At 72.1% G+C, this 21599-nt stretch carries 20 protein-coding genes; 8 read left to right on the top strand and 12 right to left on the bottom strand.

Annotation, left to right across the window (positions count from 1 at the left end; all coding sequences use genetic code 11):
* Window positions 1-69 precede the first annotated feature (69 nt).
* Genes NQO67_RS04870 through NQO67_RS04850 form a run of 5 tightly spaced genes read right to left on the bottom strand, consistent with a single transcriptional unit; the run spans window position 70 to window position 5237 of the window.
* Window positions 70-1071 carry a proline racemase family protein gene (locus tag NQO67_RS04870; RefSeq protein ID WP_255946959.1) on the bottom strand — a complete coding sequence of 334 codons (1002 nt, stop codon included), beginning with the start codon at window positions 1069-1071 and terminating at the stop codon, window positions 70-72.
* On the bottom strand, window positions 1071-2027 hold the full coding sequence (locus NQO67_RS04865) for a dihydrodipicolinate synthase family protein (protein ID WP_255946958.1): 957 nt from the start codon (window positions 2025-2027) through the stop codon (window positions 1071-1073). Before NQO67_RS04865 ends, NQO67_RS04870 begins: the two co-directional genes overlap by 1 nt.
* Window positions 2024-3496, bottom strand: coding sequence for an FAD-dependent oxidoreductase (locus tag NQO67_RS44165; RefSeq protein ID WP_255946957.1), 1473 nt, complete (start codon window positions 3494-3496; stop codon window positions 2024-2026). Before NQO67_RS44165 ends, NQO67_RS04865 begins: the two co-directional genes overlap by 4 nt.
* Window positions 3493-3876 (bottom strand): (2Fe-2S)-binding protein, encoded by a 384-nt coding sequence (locus NQO67_RS04855; RefSeq protein ID WP_255946956.1) that lies wholly within the window; start codon window positions 3874-3876, stop codon window positions 3493-3495. The genes NQO67_RS44165 and NQO67_RS04855 overlap by 4 nt, the downstream gene beginning before the upstream one ends.
* The gene (locus NQO67_RS04850) at window positions 3873-5237 is read right to left on the bottom strand and encodes an NAD(P)/FAD-dependent oxidoreductase (protein WP_255946955.1); all 1365 of its coding nucleotides are present in this window, start codon (window positions 5235-5237) and stop codon (window positions 3873-3875) included. The genes NQO67_RS04855 and NQO67_RS04850 overlap by 4 nt, the downstream gene beginning before the upstream one ends.
* Window positions 5238-5822: 585 nt before the next feature.
* Here NQO67_RS04850 and NQO67_RS04845 point away from each other — a divergent pair.
* A complete protein-coding gene (locus NQO67_RS04845) occupies window positions 5823-7235 on the top strand; it encodes an aminotransferase class V-fold PLP-dependent enzyme (protein WP_255946954.1) in 1413 nt (470 codons plus the stop codon).
* A gap of 79 nt (window positions 7236-7314) precedes the next feature.
* On the opposite strand, the gene NQO67_RS04840 is transcribed toward NQO67_RS04845, so the two are convergent.
* From NQO67_RS04840 to NQO67_RS04830, 3 genes are all read right to left on the bottom strand, one after another.
* Entirely contained in the window at window positions 7315-8670 is a 1356-nt protein-coding gene (locus NQO67_RS04840; RefSeq protein WP_255946953.1) for a COG1361 family protein, read from the bottom strand.
* Window positions 8671-8909: 239 nt separating this feature from the next.
* A complete protein-coding gene (locus NQO67_RS04835; protein WP_255946952.1) occupies window positions 8910-9239 on the bottom strand; it encodes a MazG-like family protein in 330 nt (109 codons plus the stop codon).
* Between the two features lie 178 nt (window positions 9240-9417).
* Window positions 9418-12210 carry a LuxR C-terminal-related transcriptional regulator gene (locus NQO67_RS04830; protein ID WP_255946951.1) on the bottom strand — a complete coding sequence of 931 codons (2793 nt, stop codon included), beginning with the start codon at window positions 12208-12210 and terminating at the stop codon, window positions 9418-9420.
* Window positions 12211-12368: 158 nt separating this feature from the next.
* Here NQO67_RS04830 and NQO67_RS04825 point away from each other — a divergent pair, with 158 nt between their 5' ends.
* Window positions 12369-13043, top strand: a complete 675-nt coding sequence (locus tag NQO67_RS04825) for an esterase/lipase family protein (RefSeq protein ID WP_255946950.1) — start codon at window positions 12369-12371, stop codon at window positions 13041-13043.
* 292 nt (window positions 13044-13335) lie between these two features.
* Here the strand turns inward: NQO67_RS04825 and NQO67_RS04820 are convergent, their stop codons facing one another.
* Window positions 13336-13533: a hypothetical protein gene (locus NQO67_RS04820; protein WP_255948502.1), complete on the bottom strand. Its 198-nt coding sequence runs from the start codon at window positions 13531-13533 to the stop codon at window positions 13336-13338.
* Between NQO67_RS04820 and NQO67_RS04815 the strand changes: the two genes are divergently transcribed.
* The gene (locus NQO67_RS04815; RefSeq protein ID WP_255948404.1) at window positions 13481-13942 is read left to right on the top strand and encodes a nucleotidyltransferase domain-containing protein; all 462 of its coding nucleotides are present in this window, start codon (window positions 13481-13483) and stop codon (window positions 13940-13942) included. The two genes, NQO67_RS04820 and NQO67_RS04815, sit on opposite strands and share 53 nt — an antisense overlap.
* Before the next feature lie 22 nt (window positions 13943-13964).
* On the opposite strand, the gene NQO67_RS04810 is transcribed toward NQO67_RS04815, so the two are convergent.
* Window positions 13965-14255, bottom strand: coding sequence for a GNAT family N-acetyltransferase (locus NQO67_RS04810; RefSeq protein WP_374118901.1), 291 nt, complete (start codon window positions 14253-14255; stop codon window positions 13965-13967).
* 14 nt (window positions 14256-14269) lie between these two features.
* On the bottom strand, window positions 14270-14827 hold the full coding sequence (locus tag NQO67_RS04805) for a TetR/AcrR family transcriptional regulator (protein ID WP_255946948.1): 558 nt from the start codon (window positions 14825-14827) through the stop codon (window positions 14270-14272).
* An 86-nt stretch (window positions 14828-14913) separates the two neighbouring features.
* Between NQO67_RS04805 and NQO67_RS04800 the strand changes: the two genes are divergently transcribed.
* The 3 genes from NQO67_RS04800 to NQO67_RS04790 all read left to right on the top strand — a co-directional run bounded on the left by NQO67_RS04800 (window position 14914) and on the right by NQO67_RS04790 (window position 17993).
* Complete coding sequence (locus tag NQO67_RS04800) at window positions 14914-16071, top strand: FAD-dependent monooxygenase (RefSeq protein WP_255946937.1); 1158 nt, start codon at window positions 14914-14916, stop codon at window positions 16069-16071.
* 129 nt (window positions 16072-16200) lie between these two features.
* Window positions 16201-16872: an RraA family protein gene (locus NQO67_RS04795; protein ID WP_255946935.1), complete on the top strand. Its 672-nt coding sequence runs from the start codon at window positions 16201-16203 to the stop codon at window positions 16870-16872.
* Window positions 16873-16886: 14 nt separating this feature from the next.
* A complete protein-coding gene (locus NQO67_RS04790) occupies window positions 16887-17993 on the top strand; it encodes a mandelate racemase/muconate lactonizing enzyme family protein (RefSeq protein ID WP_255946933.1) in 1107 nt (368 codons plus the stop codon).
* Window positions 17994-18071: 78 nt separating this feature from the next.
* Here the strand turns inward: NQO67_RS04790 and NQO67_RS04785 are convergent, their stop codons facing one another.
* Window positions 18072-18887: a hypothetical protein gene (locus NQO67_RS04785; RefSeq protein WP_255946931.1), complete on the bottom strand. Its 816-nt coding sequence runs from the start codon at window positions 18885-18887 to the stop codon at window positions 18072-18074.
* A 404-nt stretch (window positions 18888-19291) separates the two neighbouring features.
* Between NQO67_RS04785 and NQO67_RS04780 the strand changes: the two genes are divergently transcribed.
* Entirely contained in the window at window positions 19292-19960 is a 669-nt protein-coding gene (locus tag NQO67_RS04780; RefSeq protein ID WP_255946929.1) for a class I SAM-dependent methyltransferase, read from the top strand.
* A 308-nt stretch (window positions 19961-20268) separates the two neighbouring features.
* Window positions 20269-21555: a phosphatase PAP2 family protein gene (locus NQO67_RS04775; protein ID WP_255946927.1), complete on the top strand. Its 1287-nt coding sequence runs from the start codon at window positions 20269-20271 to the stop codon at window positions 21553-21555.
* Window positions 21556-21599: the final 44 nt, after the last annotated feature.

The following is a 21599-nucleotide window of genomic DNA, read 5'->3' as shown; positions in this document are numbered from 1 at the left end:
GACACGACCACTCACCCGGCCACTCACCCGGCCGCCCACCCGGCGGGCCACCACCTACGGCCGGGAGCCCTAGAGCACGAAGCCCTCCGGGAACGGGTCCGACGGGTCGAGAAGATACGTCGCCGTGCCCGTGATCCATGCGCGCCCGGAGAATTCGGGCAGCACCGCCGGGACGCCGCCGACCTCGGTGGTGTCCAGCAGGCGGCCGGTGAAGCGGGTGCCGATGAAGGACTCGTTGACGAACTCGGTGCCGAGGGGCAACTCGCCGCGGGCGTACAACTGGGCCATGCGGGCGCAGGTGCCGGTGCCGCACGGGGAGCGGTCGAACCAGCCGGGCCTGATCGCCATCGCGTTGCGCGAGTGCCGGGCGCCTGCGTTCGGGGCGAGGAACTGCACGTGCTTGCAGCCCCGGATCTGCGGGTCGGTGGGGTGAACGGGCATGTTCTGCTCGTCCACCGCCCGGGAGATCGCGAGGCCCGCGGCGAGGATGTCGTCCTTGCGGGCCCGGTCGAACGGCAGACCGACGCTCGCCAGGTCGACGATGGCGTAGAAGTTGCCGCCGTACGCCATGTCGTAGGTGACCTCGCCGATGCCGGGGACGGTCACCTTCGCGCCCAGGTCGAGCGCGAAGGAGGCCACGTTGCGCAGCGTCACCTGCTCGGCCACCCCGTCACGTACCGCGACCCTGGCCTCCACCAGACCGGCGGGAGTGTCGAGACGCACCACCGTCTCCGGCTCGGTCACCGGCACCATCCCGGTCTCCACCAGCACCGTCGCCACGCCCACCGTGCCATGCCCGCACATCGGCAGGAAGCCGCTGACCTCGATGTAGACGACGCCCCAGTCCGCGTCCGCGCGGGCCGGCGGCTGGAGCAGTGCGCCGCTCATCGCCGGGTGTCCGCGCGGCTCGTCCATCAGGAACCGGCGCAGCCCGTCCAGGTGCTCGACGGCGTAGGCGCGCCGGTCGGCCATGGTGGCGCCGGGGATCGGCGGCACGCCGCCGGTGACGACCCGGGTGGGCATGCCCTCGGTGTGCGAGTCGACGGCGCTGATGGCGCGGACGCTGCGCATCAGACGGCCTGCCGCTGCGCCTCGATGGCCTTGACGGCGCGCTCCATCTCGTCCGCCACCTGGGCGCGCTGGGCCGGCAGCAGGGGACCGCGGGGCGGCCGGCAGGGCCCACCGAACCGGCCGACCAACTCCATGCCCAACTTGATGGCCTGTACGAACTCGGTACGCGAGTCCCAGCGGAACGCGGCGACCAGCGGCTCGTACAGCGCCCGAGCCTCGGCGAGACGCCCCTCACGCGCCAGCCGGAACAGCTCGGCCGACTCGGCGGGGAAGACGTTCGGGAAACCGGCGAACCAGCCGGTGGCCCCCATCAGCAGGCTCTCCAGGACGACGTCGTCCGCGCCCCCGATCACGTCCAACGACGGCGCCTGCTCCTTGATCTGGAGCACCCGGCGCACATCACCGGAGAACTCCTTCACCGCCTGGACGCCGTCGATACGGGCGATCTCGGCGAGCAGGTCCGGCGTGAGGTCGACCTTGGTGTCCAGCGGGTTGTTGTAGACCATCACGGGCAGCCCGACCGCGGCCACCGCCTCGAAGTGCGCGATGACCTCGCCCCGGTTGGCGCGGTACATCGTCGGCGGCAGGCACAGCACCCCGTCGGCGCCGTCCTCGGCCGCGGCCTCGGCCCAGTGCGCGGCCTGGTGCGAGCCGACGCCGTGCACGCCGACGATGACCTTGCCGCGCCCGGCGACCGCCTCGATCGCGGTGCGGGCCACCCGGCGGCGCTCCTCGTCGGTGAGCGACGAGTACTCGCCCAGCGAACCGTTCGGGCCGACGCCGTCGCACCCGTTGTCCACCAGCCAGCGGCAGTGCTCGGCATACCGGTCGTAGTCCACGGCAAGGCCGGCAGGCGCCTTCGGGTCTGCACGGTAGGGCAGCGCCGTCGCGACGACGACACCGGTCAGGGCGTGCTCGGGGACGGTGTGTGCGGGGATGCTTGCGCGGGTGCTCATGGGCCGCTCTCCTCCACGGATGGCCGGGCGAGTTCGCCGAGCCGGATCGGCGCGGCGAGGGGACGGTGCTGGGGGCCGGGATCGACGGGGGCGGTCGGGGGCCCGGGGGGCTGCGGGGCGCCGTGCAGACGGCGGAGCTCGGCAACGGTGGGCCCGCAGATCCGGCCCTGGCAGGGCCCGAGTCCGGCCCGCGTCGCCAGCTTGGCCACCCGTGCCTCGCCGGCCGTGGCGTCCTCGGCCGCCGCACGCACCGTCGCGTAGTCCGTCTCCTCGCAGCGGCACACCACGGTGTCGGGCCGGAGCCAGCCGGGCCACCCGGAGCCGATCGGGTGGGCGTCCGCGAGCCGGCGGGCGAAGGCGCGGCCCTGGTCACGGCGCCTGCGCAGGGCCGCAAGCGACCGGGCGTCCGGTGCGCCACCCGCGGCGAGCCAGCCCGCCAGCGCGCCCTCGGTACGGGCCGCCGGCGCCCCGGCGATGCCGGTGATCTCACCGCACGCATACACCCCGGGGGCGCTGGTGGCCTGGTCGCCGTCCACACCCACGAACACGTCGGTGGATGCGCCACCGGGGCCGGGTCGCAACGCGCACCCTGCGGCGACGGCGAGTTCGAGCCGGGGCGTGAAGCCATGGCCGACGCACACCGCGTCGACCGCCGTGGTCCGCTCGGTGCCGGGCACCACGGACCAGTCGGTGCGCACCGCCGCGGTCACCACCTCCTCCACCCGGCCGTCGCCGCGTGCCGCCACCACGGCCCGGCCGAAGCGGTACGGCACCCGGCGGCGGGCGAGCGCGGTGGCCAGGGAGAGGAGTTCACCGCTCTTGCCGGCCTGCGCGCCCAGTTCCCAGGGATGGTCGAGCCAGCCGCGCGCCACCCGCACCCGCTCACCGGCCTCGACGACCTCGATCACCGTGGACCCGGCTTCCAGCAGGGACACCGCGACCGGCAGCAGGAACGGCCCGGTGCCGGCGACCACCACCCGGTCTCCGACGGCGAGCCGCTCTCCCTTGGCCAGTGCCTGTGCGGCGCCCGCGGTGTACACCCCGGGCAGGTCCCAGCCCGGGAAGGGCAGGACGCGGTCGTGGGCGCCGGTCGCGAGGACGAGCGCGTCAGGTGCCAGGACGTGTCGCCGGCGCGGGCCGCGCGGCGCGGCGGAGAGGACGTGCACCTTCGGCGGGGCCACGGTGCCGGGCTCCGGACGCTCCAGCGCCCACACCTCGGCGCCCGCCCACCAGGAGCACCGCGGATGGTCGAGGACGCGGTGGGCACGGCGCGTGAACGCGTGGTGGCCGTGCTGGATCGCCTGCGGGGCCCGGGCCCCGTACGCCTCGGGAAGCATGCGGTGGTACTGGCCGCCGGGCCGGTCAGCGGCATCGAGCAGGGCGACGTCGGCACCGGCGGCCAACGCGGTGTCAGCGGCCGCGAGACCCGCGGGTCCGGCACCCACCACGACCACCGTACGGCGCGTCACGGCCGCCCCGCCGTACGGCCGGCGGCGTCCGGGGGCTCCGGGGCGTGCGAGGCGGCATCCGGAGCCGGGGACCGAGGCCGGGGAGCGCGGGACTGGGTCGTCACCGTGTCCCCGTCGCGGGCGCGGCGCTGGCAGGCGCGTACGTCACGCTCACCGTTCACGGTGACCAGGCAGTCGTAGCACACACCGATGCCGCAGAACACGCCCCGTGGCGCACCCGTGCGACCGGTGCGCCAGGCGGTGCGGCCCGCCGCGAGCAGCACCCCGGCCAGCGACTGGCCCGCGACGCCGGTCACCTGCGTGCCGTCGACGGTGACGGTCAGCGGGCGGTCCGTGCGGCGCACGGCATCGTGGTGCGCCGGTACGAGCCTGGGGGTCATGGCTGCTCCTCGGTGGGCGGTGGGGCCTGCGAAGTCCCGGTGGGGTGGGGTGCGGTGCCGGGGCGTGGCACGTCCGGCGCCGTGCTCCCCGCGGCTGCGGAGCCTTCCCCCGTCGTCCCGGCTCCCGTGTCCGTGACCGTGCCCGCGTCGGGGCCGGCCGGCTCGGTGCCGTCCGCGGTGGCCGGTTCACCCCACACGGCCGGCCGGTTCACCCGGAAGGGGGCGGGGTCGAGACTCGGCCGCTCGTCGAGCAGCAGCTCGCGCAGCAGCCGGGCGGTGCCCACGGACAGTCCGATGCCGGCGCCTTCGTGCCCGGTCGCATGCCACAGGCCGGGCAGCCGCGGGTCGGGGCCGATGACGGGCAGATGGTCGGCGACGTAGGGGCGGAAGCCGCCGTAGGCCCGCATCACGGGCACGTCAGCGAGGGCGGGGAAGAGCCGCAGCGCGGTGGCCGCGATCGCGGACAGCACCTCGGGGCGGAGCCGGTCGTCGAAGCCGGCGTGCCGCCGCGAGGAGCCGAGCAGCACGCTGCCGCCGCGGGTCGCCTCCACCACCGCCGACGTCTGGAGCCCGGTGTCGCCGCTGCCGACGGCTCCCACGTAGTCGGCGTCGTACACCTTGTGGAAGACGGTGGGCGGCAGCGGCGTGGTCACCAGGATCTCGCCGCGCCGCGGCCGGACGTCGACCGGCGCGCCGAGCCGCACGGACAGCCCGCCCGACCACGGCCCGGCCGCGTTGACGAACACATCGCCCCCGACCGTTCCCCGGGTGGTGCGCACCGCGACGAGCCGGCCGCCACGGGTGACGGCGCCCACCACCTCGTGCCCCCTGCGCAGCACGGCGCCGTGCGCAAGGGCGTCGCCGAGCAGCACCATGGCGGCGCCGGCCGGCTGCACCTGGGCGTCGTCCGGGTAGTACACGGCGGCGGTGTGCCGCTCCGTCAGGAACGGTTCGGCGGCGCGCACCTCTCGGGATCCCATCGGCTCGGCACGCACCCCGGCGGCCCGCTGCGCCGCGGCCAACCGGGTCAGCCCGTCGGCACCGTCGTCGGTGGTGGCCACGACGATGCCCCCCTTGGGGTCCCACTCGGCGCACGAGGGAGACGGTGACGTGGGCGCGGCGTGCTCGGCGACGGCGTCCAGCACCTCGGGCCACAACCGCCGCGACAGCAGCACGAGCTCGAGTTCGGGGCCCGGCACCTTGTCGGAGACGAGGATGTTGCCCTCGCCGTGCGAGGTGGTGCCCGATGCGGGGCCGCCCCGGTCCAGGACGGTGACGTCAAGACCCGCCACGGCGAGTTCGCGGGCGCAGGCGGCGCCGACGATTCCCGCGCCCAGCACCACGACCCTCGTAGGGTGCACCCGCCCGCCTCCGTTCCGTACCGCGAACGATCTCAGGCTAGGGAGCCGGTACGCGCGGTGTAAATGCCGCCCACCTCCGGCGGGGCGGGAAACGGGCCCCCGGGGATACGGCGGGCGAGCGCCCGGAAGGAAGAGAAACGCGGGCCTGGAACGAGGCGGACGACCATGGCAGGAAACGGAAAAGCGGGTGTATTCAAAGCAGGTGCATGACAATTATCCCCGCCGCGTTTCACGCCGTCACCGCCCGCCGCGGAAACCCCCTGCGGTGCCGCTTGCTTTGCCCGCTCGGAAGTGGACTGAAGCCCGGCGCCGGTGACGGCGCGGGCAGGGCATCCCCGGTGACGTCAAAGAGGCCTTTGGCCGACGCGCTCCGGCCCCTTTCGCGCCAATCTGACCTTGCGATCCGACCCTGTTCCGCCGGTCGGCTCCGGACGCCGGATCCCCCGGCATGCTGGAGGTCGGCGGCGGGTGCCGGCGGACTGCCGCACGCGCGAGAATCGTCTGAGGGGGCGGTATCGGACGCCATGACCGGCAATAGCCGCGCTGATGTCAAGTGGCTGTCAAGGGCGGTCATATAGTGGATATATGTTCGACCAAAGAACCCTGACTCACTTACGCGCCACGGAATACGGCTACCTGGACGAGAATCACCACGTTTACCTCGACTACGCCGGCGCCGGCTTGCCCGCGCGATTCCAGTTGGCGATGCAGGCGGAACGCATCACCTCCGGCTGCTACGGCAACCCGCACTCCGAGAATCCCACGTCGACGGCGACGGAAGAGCTTCTCGTCCGGACCAGACGTGCGGTATTGCGGTTCTTCAACGCAGACCCGGAGCAGTACGCCGTCATCTTCACCCCGAACGCCACCGGCGCCATGCGGCTCGTCGGCGAGGCGTACCCGTTCGACCCGCGCAGCCCGCTCGTCCTGACCACCGACAACCACAACTCCGTCAACGGGCTGCGTGAATACGCCAAGGCCCAGGGCACCGGCACCGTGTACATACCGCTGGACACCCCCGGCCTGCGGGTGTCCGACCAGGCCGTGCACACGGCGCTGGCGCAAGCCGCGCGGAACGGCCGCGCCGGCACGGAACGCGCGGCGCGAGGGCTGTTCGCCTATCCCGCGCAGAGCAACTTCTCCGGGGTGTGGCATCCCCTGGAGTGGATCGACACGGCGCACTCCCTCGGGTACGACGTCCTGCTCGACGCCGCCGCCTACGTCACCACCAACCGGCTCGACCTCGCCGTGCTGCAACCCGACTTCGTGGCCGTGAGCTGGTACAAGGTGTTCGGCTACCCCACCGGCGTCGGCTGCCTCATCGCGCGGCGCCCGGCGCTGGCCCGGTTGCGGCGGCCGTGGTTCGCCGGTGGCACCATCCAGATGGCCAGCGCCCAGGGGCAGTGGCACCGCATGACGGACGACGAGTCGGCCTTCGAGGACGGCACGCTGAACTTCCTGAGCATCCCCGATGTCGAGGTCGGTCTCGACTGGATCCGCGGTATCGGCATCGACACGGTGCACGACCATGTCACCGCCCTGACCGGCCGGCTGCTGACCGGCCTGGCGGAGCTGCGGCACGGCTCGGGCGCGCCGATGGTCCGCCTCTACGGGCCCGCGGACACCGAGCGACGCGGCGGCACGGTCGCCATGAACTTCCTCGATCCGCAGGGGCGGATCGTCGACGAGCGGGTCGTGGCGCGCGACGCCGCCGCACGCACCATCTCCCTGCGGACCGGATGCTTCTGCAACCCGGGGGCGGGGGAGACCGTGTTCGGGCTCGGCCACTCCGTGCTGCGCCGCGCGGCGCACGACCGGCTCGACACCGTCGACGACTACCTGGCCGATCTCGAGCTGCCCTCCGGCGGCGCGGTGCGGGTGTCACTGGGCCTGGCGTCCCACCTCGACGACGTCGAGACCTTCCTGGAGTTCGCCGCGGAGACGTACCGGGACCGCATCCCGGAGGCCGCGACCCTGCCACGCCGGCTGCGGTGCTGACCTGCTGCCGGTAGTGCTGCTGCTCGGTACGGCCGGTGTGCGGCACCGGCCGTACCGAGCAGTGCACCGTCGCCGCCGGTCAGTTGACGGCCAGGGCCGCCGTGTTGTTCGTGGTGTCCGGATCGAAGGGGAAGTCGCCGTCCCACGGCTGGACGCTCACGGCACCCCGCACGCCGGGCACCACGGTGTCGATGCGCAACGAGAAGGCGTAACCGCGCTTCGCGTCCTCCAGCACCCAGTACGGCAGGTCGCAGTCGTAGCGGGGCGCGCCCGTGCGCTGCGGGTAGTAACCGCCGGACAGGGTGTGGGGATTGCAGTCGGACGGCACACCGGTGACCGTGGTGCCGTCGGGCACGATCAGCCGCACCTGCGCGACCGCCTCTCCGGAGCCGAGGTTGGCCACCCAGGCCGGGCCGTGATTGGCGAACGTGAGCCGGGCCTTGACCGTCTCTCCCGCCGCCCCGGAGACCGCGTCGCCGGTCACGGAGAAGTCCGCGGTGTTGTCCGCGCCGATCTGCAACGCCAGGTAGTCGTTGCCGGAGTCGAGGTCCTGGGCGCCGTCGCCGGGCTCGACGTCGATGTCGAGGCGCTCGTTCAGCGCGTACGGGGCGAGCAGCACCGTCAGAGGGGCGGGCAGCTCGAAGGAGTCGCCCGGCGCCAGCACCTGGTCGAAGGCGCAGTCGACGTAGGTCATCGGTGCGTAGTCGTCATCGTTCGACGAGGTGTACGTGCACGCGTCGTAGCGCGGCAGGTCCTCCAGGCCGTGCGAGGCGCTCAGGCTCACCGTGAACCCGTTCGCGCTCTCGTTGCCGATGTTGGTGACCCGGAACGGGATCGTCTGCTCGTCGCCGGGTTGGGCGTGCTCGATCCCGGCGACGTCGTCGATGGCCAGGTCGGGGCCGCTGCCGACGGTGAGCGTGGTCTCGAAGCTGTCGTGCGGCGCGGTCAGCGTGCCGTCCGGGCCACCGGTGGCCGTCGCCTCGTACGTGATGCTGCCCTGCGCACCGGCCGCAGCACCGTCGGCCGCGCGGACCGTGAGGTGGACCTGCGCCGCGTAGTCGGGACCGATCACGGGCACGGTGGGCACGGTGCACACCGCGGTCGTCCCGCTCGGCGTGCAGGCGTCGGGCCAGCTCACGTCGGCGACGCCGACGAGCCCGGAGACGTCCACGGTGAGCCTGCCGTCGGTCACCGTGAAGGTGTCGTTGTCGTGGTAGAGGCCGATGTCGAGCGTGCGGGACTGCGGCTGGCCGCCGTCGGTGCCGAGCGGCAGCGTCTGCTCGTACGGCTCCTCGATCCACAGTGCGTCGGTCTGCGGCGGATCGTCGGCCGACGCCGGAGCGGCGAGGCCGGCGACGAGCAGACCGGCCGCCACCACCGCCGCGCAGACGCCGGATCTCAGGCGCAGCACGCGCCCGGTGAAGTCAGGTCTCATCGCTTCCCCCCGAGGTTGTGAGCACAGGGCTGTTGCACCGGGAAACTCCGGCGCAACCGTTTGAGTCATCACATAGCCGAAAGGTTGTAGCGGACAGGGCGTTACCGGTCAGAGTCGGTCCTGACCGATGGCCCCATCACCGGCAGACCGGACACCGCGGAGCGTCTTCGGTGCTCGGGCCGCTCGCCGCGACGCGCATCAGGACTACGGCATGGCAGTGGTCCGGACCCGGGACGGCATCACGCGTCCTGCACCGGGGTGAGGCGGCGTGCGGCGATGCGCTGGAGGGCCGCGTCGAGGACGGCGCCCGGGTCGTCCGTGACGGTGCCGAGCGCCACCGCGGCGGTGATGATGACGTCACACAACTCATCGCGCACGTCGTCCAGGCTGTGGCTGTGGCCCTTGCGGGGGTTCTGGCCGGTGAACCCGATCCACGCCTGGGTGACCTCGCCCACCTCTTCGGCGAGCTTCATCATCCGCAGGGTGATTTCCTGCCGGTCGCGGCCGTTGGCACCGTCCAGCCAGGCGATGAGCGTGTCGATCGTGTCCCACTGGGCCTCGTTGAGCATCCTCAGTCACCCCCGACGGCGAGGGGACGCGGCCGTGGAGCGTCGACGACGGGCTGCCGGGCGATGTCGATCATGGCAAGGGCTCTCCCGGATCTGGGGCGCATGGTGATCAGCCTAGGCGGGCAGCGCGGGCCCGCCCTGCCCTTCCCCTCAGCCGCCACCCGCCGGCAACGGCAGATCAGCGGAAGAGCGCCGCCAGCTCCACGCGTGACCGCACCCCCAGGCGGGCGAAGATGTTGCGCAGGTGGTAGTCGACGGTCCGGGTGCTGAGGACGAGACGGTCGGCGATCTCCCGATTGGTGGCCCCTTGTGCCACGAGCGCGGAGATCCGCATCTGCTGCGCCGTCAGTTCCGTCTTGGCGTGCGACGTGGCCGGGCCCACCGTGTCCCCTGCCGCACGCAGCTCCGCCGTCGCCCGGTCCGCCCAGGGGCGGGCGTCGAACTGCTGGAAGATCGTCAAAGCCTCCCTCAACAGGCTGCGGGCAGCGCCCGGCTTACGGGCCCGGCGCAGCCGGTGGGCGAAGAACAACTCCGTCTTGGCCAGTTCCAGGGCGGTGTGGGCGTGCTGGTGCAGGCGCAGGGACTCACGGAAGTGCTCCTCGGCGACCGAGTCGTCCTCGGCCAGCAGCCCGTGGCAGCGCTGGGCCAACGCCAGCCGTGTCGTGCTGCCGGACCCCGCGGCCCAGCTCTCGAAGGCATGCAGGGCGCCGGCAGCTCTGCTGCGCTGGCCGCAGCGGGTCGCAGCCTCCACGTAGTGCGGGGTCGCCAGGGCCCGGATGGCCGGATTGAACTGCCCGGTCCCCGCCGTCATCTGCCGGAACCGGTGCAGCGCGTCGGCCGGGCGGTCCTCCACCAGGTCGATGCAGGCCGAGACCCAGCAGTTGAACGCCTGGGGCCGCCCGAGTTCCCGGGCGGCCACCTCGTGTGCGGCCGCACCCAGCCGCAGCGCGGCGGACGCCCGGTCGCCCTGGAGCGCGGCGAGCAGCCCGAGGACGGCCATGTGGTCCACGGCCACATTGCGCTGCCCGGTCGTCTCCGCCAGCCGCAGCCCTTCCAGCGCGGCGGCCTCCGCGGCGGCGTAACGGTCCAGCAGCAGGGCCGACAGCGACTGGTACACCAGGCCGCCCGGCACGAGCCCCGCCCTGCCCGACTCCCTGGCCCCGTGCACCGCCGCGACCGCCAGCGCATGCGCCTGCCCGGCCTCGCCCAGCGTGTACGCGGCCTGGCTGGCCAGGATCAGCGATTCGGGGTCACGCAGCGCGGCGGCGGTCCGGATGACACCGCGCAGGTGGTGCCGTGCCTCGGCGTGCTGCCCCCGGAAGGTCGCCGCCATCCCGGTGAAGTGGTCGTACACGAGCCGCACGGTCGGCGGATCGTCGGCGAGCCGGGCCAGCTCCGCCTGGGCCGCCAGCGCGAAGTAGGCGCTGAAATCACCCGCAAGACAGCTCGCCTCGCCCGCGAGCACCAGGGCACGGGCCCGCAGGCTGCGTTCCGCGGGGGAGAAGAGACCGGCCGCCGAGGACAGGGAGTGGCAGGCGCTGGCGGGCACGCCGTCCCGCAGCTCGATCTCCCCGTGCACCAGCATCCGCAGCCCCCTGGTGCCCGCCACCGGGCAGCGCGGCAGGACGCGCCGCAGCAGCGCGCGCGAACGCTCCGGCTCGCCGGCGGCCAACCGGTCCGCTGCCGCCGTGACCAGCCAGCGGGCCCGGGTGTCCGGGTGCGCGACGACCTCCGCCGCACGCTCCAGCACCGAGGCGGAGGCCGCAGGGTCGCCGTCGGCACGCGCCGTCCGTGCCGTCTCGTCCAGCTGTCGCACCAGTTCGTCGGACGGGGCCTGGGCGGCGGCGAACCGGTGCACCGCCCGAAGCAGCCGGACCGAGTCGCCGTCGAGCACCTCGGCGAGCGCCGCATGCGCTGCCTGCCGGTCGGCCAGGGACATCTCGGCGCACAGGCTGGCCCGCAGCAGACGACCCGGCACCGTGACCTCCCGGACGCCGGCACCGTTCTCGGCCACCGTCACGAGGCCGGATCCCAGCGCCTCGTCGAGTGCCCGGGCCGGGCCGGGCGAACCGGCGACGCCCGTCCGGCAGACCCGCGTCGCCGCCGTCAGGGCCTGCACCGGCAACCGTTCGCCGACCAGGGCCAGCCACACCGTCGTCCTGGCCGCGTCGGACAGCGCCTGCACACGGCGTCGATGATGGGCGCGCAGCCGGCTCCCCGCAGGCAGCGCGTGCGGAGCTGCGGCAGGCCCCCGGCGCAGCGCCGTGGCCAGCTCGACCAGGGCCAGTGGACTGCCTTCGGCCAGGTGCACCAGCTCCGCCTCGGTCGCCGGATCCGGCGGGACGGCGGCCCTGTCTCGCAGCAGGCAGGCGGCGGCGGAGGGGGCCAGCGGCGGGAGGTCGATGCGGTGCGTGCCCTCCAGCACCGTCGCGGCCCACGACCCGGCATCGGCCGCCAGGACCACCAGCACGGGCAGCTCCGCGAGTCGGCGTGCCGCGCATCCCAGGACCCGCAGGGAGACCTCGTCCAGGAACTGGGCGTCGTCCACGAACCAGGCGAGCGGGCGCGACCGGGCGGCGGCGTCCAGCAACTGGCGGAGGGCCACGCCGATGCCGAGTTCGCCAGCCTCGGGAAGCCGGCCGGACAGCACCTCCGCCAACAGCCGAGCCGACGCCTTCGGCAGGGAGCCGAGCTGCGGGGCCAGCGGCAGGAGCAGCCGGTGCAGGCCGGCCGGCACCAGGTCCGCCTCCTGGGCGATCCCGGCCATGCGGTGCACCGTGAAGCCGTCCGCGAGGCGTGCGGCGGCCGTCAGCAGGGCCGTTCGTCCCGTGCCGGGCTCGCCCGCCACCAGGACGGCGGCACCCTGCCCCGCCCGCGCCCCGGCCACCGCGGCACGCAGCACACCGATCTCCCGGTCCCGCCCGTGGATCGCAGGCGAAGGCGGCTTGTCACCGCTCGGTTCAGCCTCCATCTCGCCAGTGTCAGGCCCGTGTTGCGAGGAGGGGAAGACCACTTCTTGCTGTTTGGGACATGACAATCGTAGGGGTGGTGCGAGGACTGGTGATTTCACCGGTCCGTGCACCCTGCGCGGCACCGAGACTCCAAGGGTCACCGACCCGAGGAGCCGCTATGAGACGGTTGTCCGCCTTCCTGTTCGCCCTGCTCACCACCCTCGGCCTGGGAGCGCTCGCGCTGCCCGGCACCGCGCAGGCGGCCGGCCACACCCCGGTCGTCTTCGTCCACGGATACACCGGCAGCGCCAGCAACTGGGTCACGGCCGAGTCCGTGTTCCGGGCCGCCGGTTACAGCAGCGGCGAGCTGTTCGCCTACGAGTACAACTGGGCCCAGTCCAACAGGACCAGCGCGGCGGGGCTCGCCTCCTACGTCCAGCAGGTGCTCGCGCAGACCGGCGCCCAGCAGGTCGACATCGTGAACCACTCGATGGGCGGCCTGGTCAGCGACTGGTACGTCAAGGAACTCGGCGGCCAGCCGCACGTGCGCCGGCTGGCCTCCATCGCGGGCGCCAACCACGGCACCACCTACGCGTCCGCGTGCCTGACGAACCCGTCGTGCGTGGAGATGTACCCCGGCTCCAGCTTCCTCGACACCCTCAACTCCGGGGACGAGACACCGGGCGACACGCAGTACGCCACCTGGTACTCACCCTGCGACGGTGTGATCATCCCCTACACCAGCACGGAGCTGAGCGGCGCCACCAACCACCTCGTGGCCTGCCAGACCCACATCGGATACCTCACGGACACGGTCACGCTGGGTGCCGTGGAGCGGTACCTCGCCGGCTGAACCTGCGCCACCCGTTCCCTCGGCGTTCCGGCGTCCGCCCGCCGGCCGGGAACCCGGCGGGCCGCACCGGCCCCCCTGCACCGTGCGGGGCGGGCCCGGTGCGGCTTCGTGTCTCGGGCCCCCGCCTCCCGCCTGCGGCTCACCCGGCCGCGGACGGCACCGGCTACCCGTCGAGGAGGGCGAGCCTGCCCACGACGGCCCTGCGGGCCTGCGCGGCGGATCTTCGGACGGCGTGACGCAGGTGGCGCCGCCGGCCGGTCGCGATCGTGGGGTTCCCCGAACTCTGCGGAGGCTATGCCTCGAGATACCGGTGTCTGATGTCGCCCGGCAGGACGACGAGCCGACCACCGCGGACCTGCCACTCCGTCGTCCCGTCGATTTCGTGGCTGGCGAGGAACAGGCCCCGGACGAGGTCTCCGTCGTCGTCGGACGCGGGGATCCGGGCGATCTCCCTGATCTGGTCGACGAACCTCGGTGGTGGATGGGGCATCGACGCTCTGGTGGGTCGGCAAACCCGCCGGCACCGTGACCTTGACCTGATGCACCGCGGCGACCAGGAACCCGTTGTGATGGCAGCTCTCGCGGCTGCCGGATTCGTCGAGACCCTCGACTGGCGCCCCGTCCGGTTCGTCGTCGCCGACCCCGGCGGCAGGGAGATCGATCTCCATCCCCTGGTCTTCGCTGCCGATGGCTCCGCCGTGCAGGCATCACCCGACCCGGAGCGTCCGTTCGCCTATCCCGCTTCGTGCTTCGTCACCGGCACGATCCTGGCGTCCACCGTGCCGTGCCTGTCGCCGGAGCAGCAGGTCCACTTCCACCAGGGCTACGCACCCGCCGACCACGACCGTCACGACATGGCCCAGCTCCGCCAGGCCTTCCATGTCGCCACCCACTTCTGACCGCTGCACATCCGAAGGGCAGTCATACGACAGGCAGTTCCTTCGCCATCACCAGTTCCCTGCGCACGCCGTCCGGCAGCACATCACCGAGCTCTCCCGTGTCCTGGAAACCGCAGCGTTCGTACAACGCGAACGCCGGTCCGTTGCCGGGCACCACCGCCAACCGCATGGTCCTGGCGCGATTCCGCCGAGCCCACCGCTCGACCTCTCCGACGAGGGCGTCTCGGCTTCGCTCGAACAGGGGGCCCCATCGCGGGCGCTTCGGCGCCTTGCTATCGCACGCACCAGACGACGCTCCTTCTCCCGCGCTCATTTGTCAGACACCCTCTAGCGCAGCGCCGCCGACACCAGCCGTCGGATCTCCTGGTCGGACACGCTTCCCCCGTTCACAAGGCGATCGAAGACCAGTCCGTCCACGCACGTCAGCAGCGTGACGGTACGGTCCTCGGCGTCCGCGATGCCGTGCGCAGCCAGGAAGTCCTGTGCTGCCTGGCGCGCCGCGTTCTCGCGTGGTAGGAGAATCTCCCGCAGTTCGGGGTGATGGACGCTCTCGATGGCGCATGCGTAGCGCGCGAGGGAACGTCGTCGCCCCTCTCCGGTGAGTCGCCGCTCGACGAAGGCGACGAGCCCTGCCACCAGTTCTTCGGGGCTCTTCGGCACCGGTGTCCGGCTCCCGATCTCCTGGAGTTCCGCCTGGTCGAGCGTGACCAGACGCCGGACCAGTGCGGTGAGCAGCGCCTGGCGGGTGCGGAAGTAGGCGGATGTGGTGCCGGGCGGCAGCTTCGCCGCCCGGTCCACGGCGCGATGGGTGAGTCCTCGTATCCCGGTCTCGGCGAGCACCGCGATGGCGGTGTCGGCAAGAACGGTACGTCGATCGTCGGGCACCCCCCATTTCTACACCTGTAGAGAGGGGGAATACCCTGCTTCTACAGCTGTAGAAGGTGCGGTGGGGCGGACGAGGAGGGGCGGGCATGACCGGCAGTGCGGTGGTCGTCGGGGGAGGCATCGGAGGGCTGGCCACGGCGATCGGCCTGCGCCTGATCGGGTGGGAGGTGACGGTGCTGGAACGCGCTCCGGTCCTGGCCGACGTGGGCGCCGGCATCTCCCTGCACGCCAACGGCATCCGGGCCCTGGACGTCCTCGGCGTCGGCGAAGCGGTTCGCGCGGTTGCGCGTCCCCAGTACACCGGAGGTACCCGCACGCCCGACGGCAGCTGGCTGGCACGGATGGACGGAGCCGCGCTCGAGCGTGCACTGGGCACGCCGATCGTCGGTGTCCCCCGAGCCGACCTGCACCGTCTGCTGCGTGCGGCACTGCCGGTCGGGTGCCTGGCCATCGGGACGGACGTGCCATCCGTCGACTGCTCGGACCCCGGCCGGGCACGGGTGCCCGGCCGGGCCGGAGCCCTCGACGCGGACCTGGTCGTGGCAGCCGACGGCGTGGACAGCCGGCTACGCACGCAGCTGTTTCCAGGCCATCCCGGCCCCGTCCACAGCGGATCGACGGTCCTGCGCGCCATCACCGCGCATCCGGTGCCGCTGCCCACCGACTTCGAACTGACCTGGGGCAGGGGCACCGAGTTCGGCCACATCGCCTTCGCCGACGGCCGGGCGGAGTGGCACGCGGTGCTCAACGCGCCCGCCGGCACACGGCATGCGGATCCCCTTGCCGCGGTACGCCGGCGGTTCGGCGGCTGGCACGATCCCATCCCCGCACTGCTGGACGCGACCCGGCCGGAGGCCGTCCTGCACCATGACATCCACGAACTGGCGACGCCCCTGCCCGCCTTCGCCGTCGGCCGGATCGCACTGGTCGGGGACGCGGCGCACGCCATGACTCCGAACCTCGGCCAGGGCGCCTGCCAGGCCCTGGAGGACGCGGTCACCCTGGCGGCCGCGCTCGCCACCGAGCGCACGGTCGAACGGGCACTTGCGCGTTACGACGCCCAGCGCCGCCCGCGCAGTCAGTCCGTGGCACGGGCCGCACGCCAGGCCGGCCGAATGGGCCAGCGGCTGACCCATCCCATGGCCGTCTCCCTCCGCAATGCGGCCCTCCGGCTGGCCCCGTCCCGTGCGACGGCCCGCACCATCCTGCGGCACGCCGACTGGGCCCCGCCGAGCCTGGGCTGACGGGTGTCGGACCCGGAAACGGCGCGATGATCCGCGTGCGACGGGGGCATGATTCCCAGCGCTTGGACCGTGTCGAACGACGAAACGCGGCCACGACGAGCTCTCGGCACCGAGCGACAGGAGTTGGGCATGCGCACACCCGAGGAAAGACGCGGCATCCGAAGCCGGTTCACCGCACTGGAGACGGCGACCGTCGCCGACGTACTCGATTCACTCGGCCTGCACGACCAGTCGTTATCCCCCGACCTGCGTGCGGTCTGCGGCGACGGGCTGGCGGGCTGGGCCTACACCATCGTCGGCCATATGCAGCCGTCGGAGGTCTGCCCCGACCCGGCCAAGATCGAGGCCTGTGACGGAATCGGGCCCGACGAGGTCTCGGTATGGAGCGGGCAGGGCGTCGGGATCTGCTACTTCGGCGAAATGATCGCCGTGGGCATGCGGGAGCACGGCTCGGTGGGTGCCCTGGTCGACGGCGGTGTCCGGGACGTCCGTTGGCTCAGGCACCACCGGTTCCCCGTCGTCGCTCGCTACGTGACCCCGACCCAGTCGCTCGGCCGCTGGCGGGTCATCGGCCGGCAGGTTCCCGTCCGCCTTCCCGGAGCGACCTCGACCTGGACGACGATCCGTCCCGGCGACTTCGTCCTCTCCGACGACGACGGAACGGTCGTGATACCTGACGAGCACGTCGACGAGGCACTCGTACGGGCCGAACGGCTCACCGAGAGCGAAGCACGGATCCGCGCCGCGCTGGCGGACGGGTCACCGCTCGCGGAGTGCGTCGACCGTTTCGGAAACGTCTAGACGGAGGAGGAGCCGTGGCGGATCTGACGGTACGACGGGTGGAGGGCTTCCAGCTGCACGATCGCTTCGTGCTGGTCAAGCTGACCGCCTCGGACGGCTCGAGCGGCTGGGGTGAGGCGGTCGCGACCTCGGAAGGCAGCGCCCTCGACGCGCTGGAACGCGCGGCGCCACTCGTCCTCGGGCGGGACATCTTCCACACCGGGCCGCTCTCACGCGACCTGCTGCGGCAGGGCTACCGCTTCGGCGGGGGCGCCCATGCCGCCGCCGCGAGCGCCGTCGACATCGCCCTTCACGACCTGCAAGGGCGCGTTCTGCACCGCCCCGTATGGAGCCTGCTGGGGGGCCGGTTCCGCCAGCGGGCCGCGGTCTACGCCAGCGCCATGCGGGTCGGCCGCACACCCGACGAGGAGGCCGCCAAGGTCGCCACCCTGCACGCCGAGGGGTACACGACCGTCAAGCTGCACACGGCCACCGTCTGGGGACTCGAGGGAGTCCCGGACAACACCGTCGCAACGGTCACGGCGGTACGGGCCGCAGTGGCTGACCGGGTGCGGGTGATGGTGGACGTGAACAACGCCTTCACGGCGGCCGACGCCCTGCGGGTCGGCCGTGCGCTCCAGGAACTCGGCGTGACCCACTTCGAGGAGCCCGTCGCCCCGTGGGACCTCGACGGATACGCCCGCCTCGCCACGGCGCTCGACCTCGACATCGCAGCCGGAGAACAGACCCACACCCTGACCGGGTTTCGCGACCTCATCGGCGTGGGCAAGGTCGACGTCCTCCAGCCCAACATCACCGCATGCGGCGGCTACACCGCCGGTATGAAGATCGCCGCCCTCGCCGAGGCGGCCTCCCGGCGCATCGTGTGCCACAACACCGAACCCACCCTCGGCACCGTCGCCCACCTGCATTACTGGGCCAGCGTCCCGCTGTGCGACAGGCCGCAGGAGTACTTCGGTGAGGACTTCCATCCACTACGCGACGAGACGCCGGTGCTCGCCGAACCGCTCGCCGTACACGCCGGAGAGATCCCGATCCCGGACGGACCAGGACTCGGGGTGGAAGTCGACGAGGCCGTGGTGCGACACCACGCCCAGCGCACGTTGACCAGGAAGACCTGACCCGTCCGCGGCCCGGTCGGCCATCGGGCAGCGGCCCGCGACAGCTCCTCCCTCGTCCGCTACGCCTCTTCTCCGCTTCTACTCCTCCTGGTAGAAGCGATCCACCCAGTTCTCCAACAGAGTGCCGAACTCGCCCTCGGCGACGTGCCGGAGCTCGTTGGGATCGTCCGGTGGGGTGAGGTCGAAGGTCTCCTTCAGCCATTCGAGATAGTCCCCATGGCGTGGGCTGGGCTTGTCGTCGGGGTCGGGCGCCATGAACTGGGCCCCCTCCCAGGAGGGCCACTGCCACCAGTCACATCCGAGTTGCCGCAACAGGTCCCGGAGGTTGCCGGCGACGATCCCTATTCCTCCCTCGTCGCCGAAGACCACCACGGGCACGGTGGCCAGGTCGGGGCGGTCGTCCACGCGCCAGAACGCATAGTCCGAACCAGTTCTGTTGGCGCGGGCGAAGCACACGAAGCTGTCGATGAACTCCTGCTCCTCCGAGTAGGTTTCGGCGCCGCTGGGCCTGCCGAACTCGACGAGCTCGAACCCGTCGGCGTAGTACTCGTTTCCGCAGCGCTCCTCGAACTCCTTGAGCTCGTTGAGTTCCGGAACGGGGGAGTAAGCGTCACTCACGGCTGCTCCGAAGGGTGTCGAAAGATCGTCTGGATGTCCGACGAACGGTATCGCCGCCCCGCACGAGCGGCGACCACCGTGCCGGATTCCCTGGTCGGGCAGCCCTCCGACGAACGCGGTGATCAGACTCGCCACCGTGTCCCGAGTCTCCAGGTTCATGGGGTGGGTGGCGTCGATCCGGTCGACGCTGATCGTCGGCCGGGTGCGGGAGAGCGCGGCCAGCTCGTCGGAGACCTCGTGTGCGAACAGGGAACCGAGTTCGTCGAACCACTCCATGCCGGGCGTGGGCGGTAGCCGTCGGCCGGCCTGTACAGCAGCAGCGGGCAGTCGACGCCGTCCAGCCATGCGGTGGCCCCGAGCGCGCCGAGCCGGTGGAGCTCGTCGAGGACGTCCGACGCCTCCGCCCGCTCCGGCAGCGTCTGCCATGTGCCGTCGGGCGACAGGTGTGCGGCGGCACGGGCAGCCGGCTGCGCACGGTCGGCGGGAGTCCCGAACCGGGCGGAGTCGGCGACCTGCTGCTCGATGAACTCGGGTGGCGCGATGGCCCCGGCCGACGCCAGCAGCGTGCGTAAGAACTTCCCCGTTGGCGTCGCCGGTTTCCAGCGGCACCGCCCGGTTCCTCGGTCGAGTGACCAGCAATTACGGGGACAGCCCTGAGCGAGCCGCCCTATGGTTCAGCAATGGACTGGAATGCCTGGCACGACAGGTACGACGTGGCCGACTCCTGGATGGCGCGGCGGCTGCGGGCGGTTCAGGAGCAGGCGCGCCTGGCCCTGGACGGTGCCCCGGTCGGGCCCCTGAAGGTGATCAGCCTGTGTGCCGGCGAGGGCAGGGACCTCCTGCCCGTCCTTGCTGATCATCCCCGCCGGGACGATGTGCGGGCGAGACTTGTCGAGCTGGATCCCCGGAACAGCGGCGTGGCATCGGAGGCGGCCCGGCGGGCGCGGCTGAACAACGTCGAGGTGGTGACGGGCGACGCGGGGCTCGTCGACCACTACCGGGACATGGCCCCGGCGGACCTCCTCCTCGTCTGCGGGGTCTTCGGCAACATCACCGACACCGACATCGAACGCACCGTCGGTGCCTGCGGACAGCTGTGCAAGACCGGAGGCACGGTCATCTGGACCCGACACCGTGCCGCGCCCGACTGCGTACCGCTGATCTGTGACTGGTTCGAGGGGCAGGGCTTCGAACTCCGGTGGTTGTCCGAGCCGGACGCAGGCTATGGGGTTGGCGCGCACCGGTTCGCCGGCGCTCCTCGGCCCCTTCGCACCGGAACTCGCATGTTCGACTTCGTCGGCTACGACGTGCTGCGTCAGGAGGACGCCGCACGCCTCTCCCGTCCCTGACCTCCAGAGCGGGCCGGCCGCGCCGTGTCGTGGCGGGCGGCCCGGACCGTCGGGCGCGACGGCGACAGCCCCTCGAACCACCCGTGACCAGCGAAGCCCATCCGGACCGCTCCGGTAGCATGTTCGAACTTGCGGTGATCGCCCCATCGACGGGCTTTCACCGGAAAAACGTGCCCTTCGGTACAAAGAGTGATCACCATGGCCACTATCTAGCAAAATAGACAAAACAATTGATATCCATCGTATCGCGGGTGTTTTCCCGAATAAACGGCAGAGCTGTACTCGCCGCGTGTCGTCGACCGCAGGTGATGCTGTGGGCCGCAGCCGGTGTGGCGGTCCTCGGTTTCCTCATCATGCTGGAGGTCGCCGCGCGTCGTTACGGCCTGCCGGGGCCGATCACGAACCAGGCGCGCGAGGTGATCTTCGCTCCCCGTTCGGGGCCGCTGCTGTACGCCGGTATGGCGTTGATGATGGTGGTGCTCACCTGGCGGCAGCGGTTCGTTGCGGTCGGCGCCGCGATCGGCATCGATGTCGTGTTCTGGCTGGTGCGGTGGGCGGTCGGCGCCGAGATGAACTTCGGCAACGGTGCCTTGTGGGTGATTCTGGGCCATGCGGTGATCGCCGTCACGCGCCGCACCGGCCCGGAACGCGTTCTGCTGCTGAAGGGTGTCGGGCTGGGCCTGCTGCTGGTGGCCGGTCACAAGACGGGCGACACCTGGCTGCTCATCACGTCGAAGACGCGTCCGGACGTGCTCGACCAGTACGTGGCGACCGCCGACCACGCGCTGGGCAACCCGTCGTGGCTGGTGGGCCAGCTGGTCACGGCGACGGGCCCGGTCGGCGCCCACCTTCTCAACGGCGTCTATGGCCAGCTCCCGCTGGCAGCGGCCGTCATCGCGCTGTACCAGCTGCGCAATGTGGCGGTCGAGCGCCGCTTCCCGGGCCACCATCTGGTGCGCACCTTTCTGGTGATCGGCCTGATCGGACCGGGCATCTACATGCTCTTTCCGGTGGTCGGGCCGGTCTTCGCCTATGGGGCCGACGGCGGGCAGTGGGTGGTGGCCAACGTGTGGCCGCACACGCCGCCGCCGATCCACCCCCCACGCTGGATGCCGTTCGACGAGATCACCCCGCGCAACTGCATGCCGAGCCTGCACACGGCCTGGGCCATCACGTTGTTCATCCATTCCCGTAAGGGCCCGCGGGTGCTGCAATGGGCCGGCACCTTCTGGCTGGTCGCCACCCTCACCGCGACCCTGGGATTCGGCTTCCACTACGGCGCGGACCTCGTTGCCGGTGCGGTGTTCGCGCTGACCATCGAGGCGGCCATGCGGGCGTTCGACCGCGGTTGGGACTGGCCGGGGCTCCGGTTCGCCCTGCACGGCACGACGGTGTTCGCCCTGCTCCTGGTGTCCTATCGCTATCTTCCGACGGAGATGGCCCGGCACGCGTGGGTGTTCGGGCCGCTCCTCCTTCTGTCGATGGCCTCGGTGATCCACGGCTATGTGCGCCTCACGCGGCTGTGGGACCCGGAGGCCACGCCGACGCAGCACCCGGGACCGCAACCGGCAAAACCGCAACCCGACCTCGTCTGAGCCCCGTCGGGCCCCGTCCGTGTGCCATCGACGGAGTGGGGCGG

Origin of the sequence: Streptomyces odontomachi, assembly GCF_024435355.1 — a bacterium.
GTDB classification, from domain to species: Bacteria; Actinomycetota; Actinomycetes; order Streptomycetales; family Streptomycetaceae; genus Streptomyces; species Streptomyces odontomachi.
Note: the sequence above shows the minus strand (reverse complement) of the source record. Positions and strands in the feature narration are given on the sequence as shown.